This is a genomic window from Hymenobacter nivis (assembly GCF_006439025.1).
GTDB lineage: Bacteria > Bacteroidota > Bacteroidia > Cytophagales > Hymenobacteraceae > Hymenobacter > Hymenobacter nivis_A.
Genome location: NZ_RCYZ01000002.1, coordinates 569,795 through 582,861, shown reverse-complemented (window position 1 = coordinate 582,861; position 13,067 = coordinate 569,795). Strand labels below are relative to the sequence as shown.

Here is a 13,067-nt window from a genome sequence, read left to right as displayed (position 1 = left end):
CATGCTCAACGAACCCAATGCCCGCCGTCTTTTCCTTAAGCAAGCGGCCCTGGTCGGCGCCGGGGCCCTGGTGGCGCCCACGGCCTGGTCGGCCAGCAGCTACAAGCGCATCATCGGGGCCAACGACCGGGTGCGGGTCGGCGTGGTCGGCTTCTCCGACCGCCACCGGGGCTCGCACATGCCCAGCTTTCTCAACCACTACAAGGAGTTGAACTTCGACATCGTGGGCGTGTCCGACATCTGGAGCAAGCGCCGGGCGGAGGGCGCGGCCCTCTGGAAGGAAAAGCTGGGCCACGACGTGGCCGCCTACCGCAACAACGACGAGCTGTACGCCAGCAAAAGCGTGGACGCGGTGTTCATCGGCACCGCCGACTTTCAGCACGCGCTGCACGCCATCGAGGCCGTGCAGGCCGGCTGCGACGCCTACGTGGAGAAGCCCTTTGCCGAAACCATGGCCGACAACCGGGCCGCCCTCAAGGCCATCAAGGGCGCGAAGCAGATTGTGCAGATCGGCTCGCAGCGCCGGAGCGGCGACAACTACATGGCGGCCGAGCGGTTCATCAAGTCGGGCAAGTTTGGCCCCATCAAAATGGTGGAGCTGACCTGGAACGTGAACCAGCCCGGCCGCTGGCGGCGGCCCGAGCTGGTGGCCCAGCTCCGCGAAGCCGATGTGGACTGGAAGCGCTACCTCATGAACCGCCCCGCCGAAGCCTACGACCCGCGCAAGTACCTAGAATACCGCCTGTTCTGGCCCTACTCGTCGGGCCTGCCGGGCCAGTGGATGAGCCACCAGATTGACACCGTGCACTGGTTTACGGGCCTGCCCCACCCGCGCAGCGTGGTGGCCAACGGCGGGATTTACATGTGGAAGGACGGCCGCCGCAACTGGGACACCCTCACGGCGGTGTTCGACTACGGGCCCCTGGACAACCCGGCCGAGGGCTTCCAGGTCACGTTCGGCTCGCGGATGGACAACGGCGACGAGCACCCGGCGGAAATCTACTACTCCAACGGCGGCGAGCTGAACCTGAACACCAACACCGTGTCGCCCCGCGGGGGCCTCCTCAAGCAGCACGCCGACGCCATGCACATGGCCCCCAACTTGCTGGCCGAGTTCAGCCTGGCCAACACCGCCGCCGTGGTGGCGTCGGCCAACACCGGCGGCGACGTGCTCACCTCCAACCACGTGCGCAACTGGATGGAGTGCGTGCGCAGCCGCCAGCAGCCCCACGCCCCCGTGGAGGCCGGCTACAGCCACTCCATCGCCAACATCATGACCACCGCCGCCGCCCACACGGGCATGAAGGCCACCTTCGACGACAAAACGCAGGAGGTGATGGTGGGCGGCAAAGTGTTCAAGTACTGACCCTGCCCCGCACCCATGAACCGATTCGCACTATCCGGCGCCGGCGTCGTGCTGCTGGCGCTGGGGGCCCTGGCCGAAGCCAGGGCCCAACAGGCCGCGCCGGTGCGCGTCGTTCAGGACGCCAAGGCCCAAAAGGTGGACGTATTCGTGGGCGCCCGGCTGTTTACCAGCTTTTTGTATCCCGACTCGCTGGAGAAGCCTGTGCTCTACCCGCTGCGCGCCGCCAACGGCACGGTCGTCACCCGGGGCTTTCCGCTCGACCCGCAGCCGGGCGACCCCACCGACCACCCGCACCACCTCGGCACGTGGTTCAACTTCGAGAACGTGAACGGGCTCGACTTTTGGAACAACTCTTACGCCATTCCGAAGGAGAAGAAAAGCCGCTACGGCTGGATCAAAACCGACCGGATTCTGGCCACCGCCAGCGGCCCCACCGGCGCGCTGGCTTACCACGCCAACTGGACCAACCAGCAAAACGAGGTGCTGCTGCAGGAAACCACCCGCTTTGAGTTCAGCGGCACCGGCCGGGCGCGCACCATCGACCGGGCCACGACGCTGACCGCGGCCGTGGACGTGGCCTTCGCCGACGCCAAGGACGGGCTACTGGGCCTGCGCCTGGCCCACGCGCTGCAAATGCCGTCGGACAAGGACGAGCAGTACACCGACAGCAAGGGCCTGGTAACCGTAGTGAAGGCCGGCACCGACCGCACGGCCACCGGCACCTACCTCACCAGCGCTGGCAAGCGCGGCAACGACGCCTGGAGCACGCGCGGCGTGTGGTGCAAGGCGTACGGCAAGATGGGCGCCGATTCGGTCAGCGTGGCAATCATCGACCACCCCAAAAACCCGAACTACCCTACCTTCTGGCACGCCCGCGGCTACGGCCTGTTTGCCACCAACCCGCTGGGCGAGAAGATTTTCACCGAAGGCAAAACCGCCAATAACCTGGCCCTCAAAAAGGGCGAGTCCGTCACGTTCCGCTACCGCATCCTCATCGACGAGGGCCCCCAGACGCTGTCAGCCCAGCAGTTGAACGCCGCGGCCGCGGACTTCGCCAAGCGCCCCGTGGCCAGCAAGTAGCCGCTGGGGCCCCACGGGGCGCTGGGGGCCCCCGCCAAGTAGCGCGCAGCCTTGGTGGGGCCCCCGGGCACAAAAAAAACCGGCCTCATGCGAGGCCGGTTTTTTTTGTGCCCGGGGGCCCTGGCCTAGCGGCCGAAGTCGTCCTGCACGCGGATAATGTCGTCCTCGTCGGAGGGCTGGTCGGCGTCGGTGTGCTGCCAGATTTCAGCCACAATGCCCCAGCCGTCGAGGCCGATAAGGCGGTGGCGCTCGCCCTGCTTGAGGGTGATTTGCTCGCCCGGGCCGTAGTGCTGGGGCTCGTTTTGCTCGTCGGTTTCGCTGGTGGCCACGGCGATGGGGCCCTGCACCACGCGCCAGATTTCGGCGCGGCGGTGGTGGTACTGCCACGAAAGGCGCTGCAACGGGGCCACGATCAGGATTTTGGGGCTGAGCTTGCCCGAAATCTTCAGGCCTTCGATGGAGAGGCCGTCGAAGTACTTGTCGGCAAACTGCTGGGCCTGGGTTTCGTCAATCACGAAGAAACCGCCCCAGGGGCGCGTTTCGTCCTGCTTGTCGATGCCGAAGCCTTCGCCGCGCAGGCGCTGGGCCACTTCCTCGAACACGAGGTGCTTTTGGGGGTCGGGGGTGCTCATTCAGAAAGAAAAAAGGTGAGGGAAGACGCAACGAAACGGGCCGCCCGCCCGCGCTACGCGCAGGCCAGCGGCCCGTAAAGATGGCAGAAATTAGAAACTCTTGCCAGCAAGCTGGCCTTAAAGCCGCGCTGTGATTACCAGAAGTAGACGTACAAGCAGGTGATGATCGACAGCACGATGGCCGAGCCAATGGCAAAGCTGCGGTTGGGGCGGAACATGCTCGAGTCGATTTCGAGGCCTTTGGGGCTGGCGAGGCCTTTGCCCTGAATTAGGCTGATCAGCAACATGCCCACGATGCAGAACACGAACACGAAGCCCATGCGGTCGAGGAACGGAATCTCGTAGATGTTGGAGCCTTCGGGCTTCACAGCAAAGCCGAACGGCGCCAAGAACGAGAGGTCCGTCATGCCGGGCAGAAACTTGAGCACAATCGAGAACAGGAAGCCGCCGATGGTGGCAAACAGCGCCGCGCCCGATGTGGCTTTCTTCCAGAAAAAGCCCAGGATGAACATGGCGAAAATACCCGGCGACACGAAGCCGGTGTATTCCTGGATGAACTGGAAGCCGCCCTTCTTATCAATGCCCAGGTGCGGCGCGATGAGGATGCCCAGCAGCATGGCCACCACCACCGTGATTTTGCCCACGGCCACCATCTTCTTCTCCGACGCATTCACGTTCAGCGCCTTCTTGTACACGTCGAGCGTGAAGATGGTCGCAATTGAGTTGGCCTTGCCGGCCAGCGAGGCCACCACGGCCGCCGTGAGGGCGGCAAACGACAAGCCTTTCAAACCGATCGGCAGGATGTTGAGCAGCACCGGGTAGGCGCGGTCAGGGTTCAGGTCGGCGCCCGAGCCAAACTCCGCGGCGCCAAACACGTTTTCCCGGTAGAGCACGAACGCGGCGATGCCGGGCAGCACCACAATCACGGGCATCAGCATTTTGAGGAACGCGGCGAAGAGCAGGCCGCCGCGGGCGGTGGGCAGGTCGGCGCCCAGGGCGCGCTGCGTGATGTACTGGTTGCAGCCCCAGTAGTTGAGGTTCACGATCCAGAGGCCGCCAAGCAGCACCGTCAGGCCGGGCAGGTCGATGTAGTTGGGGTCGTCGCGCTTCACAATCATGTGGAAGTGCTCGTTGGCTTTGCCCATCAGGATGTTAAAGCCGTTGACCACGCCCGTGGTGCCGAAGTGCTCCGACACCAAGTTGAGGGCCAGGTAGGTGGTGGCCAGGCCGCCCAGGATGAGGAAGAACACCTGGATTACGTCGGTGAAGCCGATAACTTTCATGCCGCCCAGCGTGATGATGACGGCGGCCACGGCCAGCGCGTACATGCAAAACGTGAGGTTGAGGCCCGACACGCTGCTCACGGCAATGGCGCCCAGGTACAGGATCGAGGTCAGGTTCACGACCACGTACAGCGCCAGCCAGAAAATGGCCATGATCATGGCCACCGTGCCGTTGTAGCGCTGGTGCAAAAACTGCGGCATCGTGAAGATGCGGTTTTTGAGGTACACCGGGATGAAGAACGTGGCCACGATGATGAGCGTGACGGACGCCATCCACTCGTAGGCCGAGATGGCCAGGCCAATTTTGAAGCCCGAGCCGGCCATGCCCACGAACTGCTCGGCCGAGATGTTGCTGGCAATCAGCGAGGAGCCGATGGCCCACCACGTGAGCGAGCCCTCGGCCAGGAAGTAGTCCTTGGAGTCGCCCTCAAGGGTGCCGTCGTGGCCCGTTTTGCGGTTATAAATCCAGATGCCGTACCCGGCTACTATGAGGAAGTAAACGAAAAAGACGACGTAGTCTAACGTAGCGAGTTGGTGTTGCTGCATATAAAAGTGGGTGGGCGGCCCGCGCGGGCAGTGGAGGTGGGACGAAACGAAAGCCAAAGACGCGCAAGCGTGGCCCAATTTGGCCAACTCGCCCGCCATCTAAAAGGCGAAGGTGCTCATATTTTGTAAGAATCCTCCCACAAACCGGTATTTTTCTCGCATTTTACGCGGCAATCGTTTCCGATAGCTGGGCCGAATTTAGGGGCCCCGGGGGCCCTAAAACAGCACCGCCACCTGCATGCGCCCGGTGTGCACCACGTTGAGGCCGTTGGCTTTGCGGCCGTCGTAGGCCAGCGTCAGGTTCAGGCCGTTGCTCAGGCGCTGCTCCACGTTCAGGTTCCAGGTGAAGTTGGCGCCGCGGCGCAGGGCGTTGAGGATTTCGATGCCCACGGCCGAGGTGGGGTCGCCGTCGAAGGCCACGCGGGTGAAGCGGGTGGCGGCGGTGAGGGTGCGCTTGCTGACCTGGCTGACGCGGGTTTCGAGGCCCAGCTCGTCGAACACGCCGGCCGTGCCGAAGTAGGCGTCGTCGCGCACGTTGCGCCGGCTGGTGCGCAGGTAGGTGGCGGTGAGGCGCAGGGCGGGCGAGGGCTGATAGCTGATTTCGGGCTGCACGGCGTAGTTCAGCAGGCGGAAGTTGCGGCTGGTGGTGGCCGTGGTGAGGTAGTCGCTCTGGGCCTCGCGGATGTCGCGCGTGAGGGTGAGGCGGCCGGTGAAGAACTGGGCCAGTGTGCGGCGCACCAGCAGGCTTTGGGTGGCCAAGTTGCGCAGGTCGAAGCCTTGGGTGAGCAAGGTTTTCTGCTGGGTTTGCTGCACCGTAAACTCGGCTCCGAAGATGGGGTTGGAGCGGTTGAAGTACACCGTGTTGCGCATCAGCTGGTTGAAGGCCAGCAGCTGCTCATCGTCGGGGCCGTAGCCGAAAGGGCTTAGGCGCTGGCCCAGGTTGGGGTTGGCGGTGCGGCGGTCCACGGTCACGCTGCTGAGGGTGGCGAAGCGCGCCGCCACGGCCCGCCAGCCGCCGGCCTCGCGCCAGCCCCGCGGCGCGGCCGTGGTGAGGCGGTAGCTGAGGCGGTTGGTGAAGGCGGTGAGGTAATCGGCCGTGGGCAGGTACACCTTGATGTAGGTGCGGTACTGGGCATCGGCGGTTTGGGCCTCGAAGAACTCGTTCTTCTGCTGGATGCCGTCGTAGGGAGGCGCGTCCTGCCAATAGTGGGTGCCCTGGCCGGCGGGCACGGCCAGGTAGGAGTAGTCGCGGCGCAGCTCGCGGCCGGTGGCCACGCTGTAGCTCAGCTCCGAGCGCACCTGGTTCTGGAACAGACCCACGTTGTAGTCGATTTTGCCCAGCGCCGTGCGGCTCAGGGCGCTGTCGCGCTGGGCCAGGCTGCGGTAGGTGGCCACGATGCGCAGGTCCTGGGTGCGGCCGGGGCGGGCGGCCAGGCTGCCCTGCCAGGTTTGGGCGGCGCTGCGCTCGGCCAGGGCCCGGCGGTCGGCGGTGGGGCCCTGGTCGCGGCGGTAGCTGTAATCGAGCCGGAACTTGGTGCGGGCCGAGTCGCGGCTTTGCAAAAACACGTTGTGCTCGTCGAAGTAGTTCACCGTGCTGGTGCTGTCGCCGCCGGGCAGGGCCACCCGATTTTTGTCGAAACGGTAGGCGTAGCCCGGCACCAGGGCCCCGCCCACGAAGCGGGCCGTGCCCTCGCCCCGCGCCCAGCTCGAGCGGAAGCGCCCGGCCTCGGAGTTCAGCAAAAACAGCGAGCCGCGCAGCTCCAAGCCCCCAAACTTCTGGGCCCCGTCGAGCCAGTGCTGGGTGCCGTTCACCTCGCCCGGCCGGTAGCGGTGGCTGACGCGGTAGCTGAAATTGTTGTTCACGTTTTTCGTTAGCCCCACGCTGAAGTTCAAGATGTTGTCTTCGCGCGGCACGCCGCCCACGGCGTTGCCCTGCACGGTGCTGGCCGTGCTCCAGTTGCGGTCGAACTCGATGTCGCGGTAGCGGTCAATCGGCGCGAAGCGCGGGGCCGTGTACTCGTAGTCGAGGGCTGAGCGCACGCGGTAGTCGCGCAGGCCGGGCAGGTTCAGGCGGCGGTCCTGCACCACGTAGCCCACGTGCACGGCCCCGCCGCGGTCGCTCTCGGGTGAAAAGCGGTTGCGGTCGAGCCGCGAGCTGGCCGCGTCTACAAACACGGTGGCTCCGCGCGCCACCTCGTAGCTGGCCCCGGCGCTCACCAGCTGCTTGAGCTGGGGCGTGGGCAGGCGGCGCACCGGCTGGTAGCGCCCCTGGCGCACGCCGCCCACGGGCGCCACGTACTCGTACACGCGCCCGTTGGCGGCCACAAACCGGGTGCTGGCCACGTAGTCGCCGTTGCCCTGGCCCAGGTCGGTGAAGCGCACGGTGTACACGCCGCGCACGGAATCAATGGGCGACGTGGCCCCCACGTAGGTGAACACGGCTACTGGCGCCAGGGCCCCGGGCGGCAGCACCACGTCGCGGTGGTACTGCACGATGGTGCGGTTGAAGGCTGCGGAGTCGGCGCCGGGCGCGTCCACGGCGGCCACGTTGCCGGCGGCGCGCAGGCGCAGGCGGTCGGCGGGGCCCAGCTCCAGGTTGGCGGCGTTGTCGGGGTTATCGGCTTCCTGGTAGTAGTTGGCGTGCAGGCTCAGCTTGCCGATTTGCTGGTAGTGGCTCAGGGCGTAGAGCGAGCGGGAATAGTTGAGGTCGGAGTATTCGAAGTCAATCTTGATCCGCGAATTGCGGGTGATGAGGTGGCGCGGCGTGAAGGTGACCTCGGCCAGGTTGTAGTCGATGGTGTAGTCGGCGTCGTAGCCCCGCACCTGCAGGCGGCCGTCCAGGTACACGCGCTCCGAGTTGGCCAGCACGATGATGTACTGCTCGCCGTTGGGCCCCGTGAGGCGGTAGGGCCCCTGCACGTTTTCGAGCGGGGCCACGTCGAGGCTGGCAAATTTGCCCTTGGCCACCCCGCCCGCGATGGCCGTGGACGACTGCCAAGCCAGGCCCTTGGCGGTGCGCCCGCTGGCCGTGGCCACGGTGCCCGCCAGCGGCACCTGGCGGTTGGGGTCGGCCAGCTGGGGCTGGCTAATGGTGGCGGGGTTGAGGGTGGGCACCGCGCCGCCCGGGGCCACCGGCAGCTGCCCGGCCTGCCCGTTCAAAAACACCGTGTTGGCCACGCCCTGGGCCGCGGGGCCGCTGGTGAGGCCCGGCAGCGGGGGCCCAAAATTGGCCTCCAGCGCCGCGCCCTGAATGTTTTTGTAGTAGCGCAGGAAGTAGTCGGGCTTATTGCGCAGCACCACGTCGCCGGCCGTCAGGCTGCCCTGCTGGCTGGTGAGGGTGATGTAAATCTTGTCGAACTGCTGGAGCTGCTGGGTGTTGCCCTCGGGCTGAAACGGCACGTTCTGGTCGGAAATGGCCGCCGTGAGGTGGATGCCGTCCGTGAGCTGGCCTTCGAGCTGCAGGTTCAAGGCCGAGTTCACGAACACGTTCTGGGTGTTGCCGAAGCTCACGCCGCGCGCCAAGTTGCCGGTTTTGCTGATGCCCGGTGTGTTGAGGATCTGCTCCTTCACCGAAAAGTCCTCGTACCCAATCGGCGCCCGCCGGAAGTCCAGGCTGTCCATCAGCCGCAGCGGGCGGCGGTAGCGGGCCGCCTCCAGCCGCAGCGGCAGCACCCGGTAGCAGAGCAGCACCGAATCGGGCCGGGGGGCCCCGGCGCTGTCGCGCGGGGCGGGGCGCACCCAGCGGTAGCGGTTGGTGCGCGCGTCGTAGGGCACGGCGCGGCCGTCGGCGGCCGTCACCGAGGCGGGCACAATGGTCAGCGTGTCGGCTAGGGCAAAGTCGGTGGTGTCGCGGCCCGGGGCCAAGCGCAGGTAGCGGCAGCGGCGGCTGCTGGGCGGCGGCACCGCCGTGGCGGCCGGGCGCGGGGCCCCCACAGCTGGCGCGGCGGTGGCCGGGGCCCCCAGGGCTGGGACGCCTAGGACTGGGATTCCCAGTGCCGGGGGCCCCACGGCCGGGGCTCCTAGCCCTGGGGCCCCCAGCGCCGGCGGGGCAGGTACCCCCACCGGGGCCCCGGGCAGGACCGGTTTTTCCTGGGCACAGGCCCCCAGCGCGCTCAGCACGGCCCATACCGCCGCGAGCAGGCCCAGCCAGGGGAAGCGCGTACGGTAGAGTTGGGCCATGCAGTAAAGGTCGGAACGCGGCCGTAACGCGGCGCGGCCCCGTTTCGTGTCATCCGGCGCCGCGGCCTCAGCCCGCCAGCGGCAGCTCGATGAAAAACTGCGTGCCCTCTCCCACCACCGTCTCGAACCAGATGCGGCCCCCGGCGCTCTCGATGCCGCGCTTGGCCACGGCCAGCCCAATGCCCGAGCCGGTTTCCTTGGTGGTGAAGTTGGGCACGAACACCTTGGCCCGCACGTCGTCGGCGATGCCCGTGCCGTTGTCGGCGATGGTAATGAGCACCTTGTGGGGGCCCTCGGCGCGCAGGGCCACGGTTTGGCGGGCCGGGCGTCCGGGTGGCACGGCCTGCTTGGCGTTCAGCAGCAAGTTGTTGAATGTGCGCACCAACAGGCTCTCGTCGGCAAACACGGTGAAGGTGGTACCGTCGGGCGGCAGTTCCAAGCGCAACTCGCCGTCGTCGTCGCCGCTCTGCCGGAACAAGTCGGTGGACTGCCGCAGCACGGCCCCCACGTCGAGGCGCTCGGGGCGCATGGCGGGCAGGTTGGTGAAGGTGCTGAACGAGGTGGCAATGTCGCTTAGCACGTCCACCTGCGTGATGAGTGTCTGGCTGATGCGGCCGATGAGCTCCTCGGCGTTGGGGCGGCGCTCGGCAATGGCTTTCTGCAAAAATTGCAGGCTGAGCTTCATCGGCGTGAGCGGGTTCTTGATTTCGTGGGCCACCTGGCGGGCCATTTCGCGCCAGGCCACTTCTTTTTCCTGGGCGGCCAGCTCGCGGCGGCTGGCTTCGAGCTTGCCGATCATGGCGTTGTACTCGCGCACGAGCAAGCCAATCTCGTCGTCGCTGCTGCGGTACGGAATGGGCTCGTTCTGGCCCGTGAGCGTGGTACGCGTGAGGCGCTCGGTGATGCGCTTGAGCGGGGCCGTGAGCTGGCGCGCCGCCACAAATGCCAACCCCAGAAACAGCAAGAACATGAGCGTCACGATGTTGAGCAGCGTCGTGAACAGCCCCGTGAGCTTGGTGTCGAGGTTCTTAGCCGAGTCGAAAAACGGAATGCCCACGTAGCCCACGATGGGCCCCGCCGCGTCGTCGGGCAGCAGCGCGTCGTCGGCGGGGGCGCGGCGGCGGGCCCCGGCCAGCAGGTAGCCGGCGCTGTCGGCCGCCTCGCCCGCGCTGGCCCGCACCGGCAAGTACAGGGCCGTGAAGGACAGCGAGCCGGCCTGCTCGGTGAGCAGCGCCCGCGGGGCCCCGCGCTCGCGCAGGGTAGCCACGGCCTCGGGGTTCAGCAGGGGCCCCAGCAGCCCGGCCTCGAAGATGAGGGGCTGGCTGCTGGCCAGCAGCTCGCCGCGGGCGTTGTAAAGGTTGACGTCGGTTTCGGTGAGGGCGGCCACGTTGCGGGCCAATTCGGCCAGCACGGGCCGGGCCGTGGAGTCGGCCAGCAAGCGGCGGCGGACGCGCACGCTGTTCAGGGCCAGGCGGCCGCGCCGCTCGTAGGTGCGGATGAGGTCGAGGCGGTAGGAGGCGATGAGCTGGCTGGCCGTGGCGATGCTCACCACCACCAGCGGCACCACAATGCCCATGTTCAGCAGCAGCTGAATTCGCCCGCTGAAGTTGAGCCGGAGCCGGGCCCCGGCGCGCCGGCGCAGCAGCAGCCACGCCCCGCCCACGGCCAGCCAAAACCCAGCCGAGAGCAAAAACTGAAACGAGAAGTTGGCCAGCCCGTCGGCCAGCGAGTAGCGGGTGGTGGTCATCACCACGGCCCGCTGCCGGGCCCCGCGCACGGCCAGGTGCTGGAAGCCGCCGAGCTCCAGGCCGTTGGCATACAGTTCTGGGTCGCGCAGGCGGGTAGCGGGCAGGCGGTTGGCGTAGTCAAACTCGCCCTCGCTATACACGAGCCGGCCGTGGTCGTAGCCGGCGTAGCTGAACTGGCTCACCACGCTGGACTGGAAGAACTTCTGGTCGACGAGCAGCTCGGGCAGCACGCTGTAGGACGAGAGTTTTTTCAGCGTCAGATCGACGCGCACCGCGCCCAGCGCCGGCCCGGCCCGGCCCGGCCCAGGGGCCCCCACCGCGGCCAGCGCCACGTAGTGCCGCGAGCTAAACGAATTATCCGAGCGTAGTAGAAACACGCCGCGCTGGTCGGTGCGGGTGGCGTTGCGCCGGATGGCCCGCCGGACGCTGGCCAGGCTGGGGGCCCCGGCCGGGGCGTCGAGCGGCTGGCCGGCGGCGTCGTAGAGCGTCACCTGGCTCTCGTACTTGTCGAAGTAGTCGCCCAAGTACTGGCGGTCGGCGCGCCGCTCGGCGTCGCTGGCCTGGCCAAACGCCCCGGCTAGCGCCTGCCGCACAAAGGGGTCGGCCGCAATCTTGTGGATGCGCTCTTCGAGCAAAAACTCGCCCTGGAAGTCGTTGTCTACCAACAAGCTGCTGGCCAGACGCTGCTTGTCGGCCAGCAGCTGTTGCTCAAACTGCTGGTGCAGCACCAGGGCCCCGGTGGCGGCGGCCAGGGCCCCCAGCAGCACGCCCAAGGCCCCCAGCTGGTAGCCGCCCAGGGCCCCGGCGCGTAGCCGCGCCAGCCGCACCAGGGCCCCAAAGGTGGCCAGCACGCCCAGCAGCTGCCACTGCACCGAATCGGTGGCCACGCCCACGGCCAGCACCACCGCCGCCGTGCCAGCCGTGGCGGGCAGCAGAAACGATTCGGACACGTGCCGCATGGCCGCATCGGCGAGCTGCGTGAGCAGGAAAAATCCAATCAGGTAAGCCCCCGTCTGCACTACCAGGGCCAGGGCCAGCGCCAGCCGGAAGCCGGTTACGGGCAGGCCCCGCGTCACGTCCAGGCTCAACTGGCTGCTGTTCATCATGTTGGTGTAGGTGCCGTAGAGCAGCTGCAGCAGGACCCAGTACAGCAAAGCCAGCCCGGCCACCACCAGCACCTGCCCCCGCAGGGTGCGCGGGGCGCGCACCCGCGCCACTACCCGGCCCCGCACCCACAGCACGCCCAGGGCCCCCGCCGCCCCGAAGGCCAGCACGGCGTTCAGCAGCAAGTCGCCCAGCGAGGGCGACAGCCGCGAGGCGGCGTACACCCGCGGGTCGAATAGGGGTAACTCGATCAGCGAAAACGGCAGGCCCCAGTACAGCAGGGCCCCGCGCAGCAGCAGCAGCGGCCCGGCCAGCACGGCCAGGGCGGCTCCCACTCGCCCGGCCCGGTAGTAGCGCAGCGCCAGCCACCCCCACCCGGCCGCGTAGCACAGCACGCCCAACAGCAGCAGCGCCAGCGGCACGTACTGCCCCGTGAGCCGGTACGGGGCTTGCTGCCGGATGGAAAACAGGTACCGCCCGCTCTGGTCGCGGAACGCCGGCAGTTGCCGGTTCACGCTGTCGAGCACCACCCGCAGGCGCAGGCCCTGGAATACGTCGGCGCCGCCGCCCTCGCGCAGGTAGCGGTTGCTGATGCCGTAGTGGCGCTCCAGTGGCACGTAGGCCAGCACTTGCCAGGGCCCCACGCGGCGGCGCACCAGCAAAAACTGGCCAAACGTGGTCTCGACCGCCATTTCCGGCTGGGCCCGCACTAGGTCGTCTGGGTCGGGCCGCAGCGCCGCCGACGACCAGTAGCGCAGCTTTCCGTTCCGAAAAACGAACGTGGGGTAATAAGTCTGGCGCAGGAGCCGGGCAAAACTGTAGCTGCTGCGCTGCACCTGCGCGGCCACCGTGTCGGCGTCGCGGCCAGCCACGGTTTCAGCGGCGCGCACCAACTGGTGCAGGCGGCGCAAATCGGTGCGGCGCACCACGCCCGGCAGCTGCCCGTAGCGGCTGGCCAGATAGCCACCCGCAAAGAACACCACCGCCAGCACCAGCAGCGCCGCCGGGCCCGGGCGCAGGGCGGCCAACAATTTTCTCACGGGCAAAGGGCTGGTACGAAATCCATTTTCAACAAAAATGCCGCCAATTGGCGGCATTCTCGCAAAACTGTCTCACTGCGGTGGTCGTC

At 67.3% G+C, this 13,067-nt stretch carries 6 protein-coding genes; 2 read left to right on the top strand and 4 right to left on the bottom strand.

The window, feature by feature from the left end; translation table 11 throughout:
• Position 1 precedes the first annotated feature (1 nt).
• Both EAH73_RS07005 and EAH73_RS07000 read left to right on the top strand, forming a co-directional pair.
• On the top strand, positions 2-1,366 hold the full coding sequence (locus tag EAH73_RS07005) for a Gfo/Idh/MocA family protein (RefSeq protein WP_140465760.1): 1,365 nt from the start codon (positions 2-4) through the stop codon (positions 1,364-1,366).
• Between the two features lie 15 nt (positions 1,367-1,381).
• Positions 1,382-2,446 (top strand): PmoA family protein, encoded by a 1,065-nt coding sequence (locus EAH73_RS07000; RefSeq protein WP_140465759.1) that lies wholly within the window; start codon positions 1,382-1,384, stop codon positions 2,444-2,446.
• Positions 2,447-2,571: 125 nt separating this feature from the next.
• On the opposite strand, the gene EAH73_RS06995 is transcribed toward EAH73_RS07000, so the two are convergent.
• The 4 genes from EAH73_RS06995 to EAH73_RS06980 form a co-directional block, all read right to left on the bottom strand.
• On the bottom strand, positions 2,572-3,078 hold the full coding sequence (locus EAH73_RS06995) for a phosphoheptose isomerase (protein ID WP_140465758.1): 507 nt from the start codon (positions 3,076-3,078) through the stop codon (positions 2,572-2,574).
• A gap of 134 nt (positions 3,079-3,212) precedes the next feature.
• Positions 3,213-4,907, bottom strand: a complete 1,695-nt coding sequence (locus tag EAH73_RS06990) for a sodium/sugar symporter (protein ID WP_140465757.1) — start codon at positions 4,905-4,907, stop codon at positions 3,213-3,215.
• A gap of 216 nt (positions 4,908-5,123) precedes the next feature.
• The gene (locus EAH73_RS06985) at positions 5,124-9,086 is read right to left on the bottom strand and encodes a hypothetical protein (protein WP_140465756.1); all 3,963 of its coding nucleotides are present in this window, start codon (positions 9,084-9,086) and stop codon (positions 5,124-5,126) included.
• Positions 9,087-9,153: 67 nt separating this feature from the next.
• Positions 9,154-12,978 carry a sensor histidine kinase gene (locus tag EAH73_RS06980; RefSeq protein WP_140465755.1) on the bottom strand — a complete coding sequence of 1,275 codons (3,825 nt, stop codon included), beginning with the start codon at positions 12,976-12,978 and terminating at the stop codon, positions 9,154-9,156.
• Between the last annotated feature and the right edge of the window lie 89 nt (positions 12,979-13,067).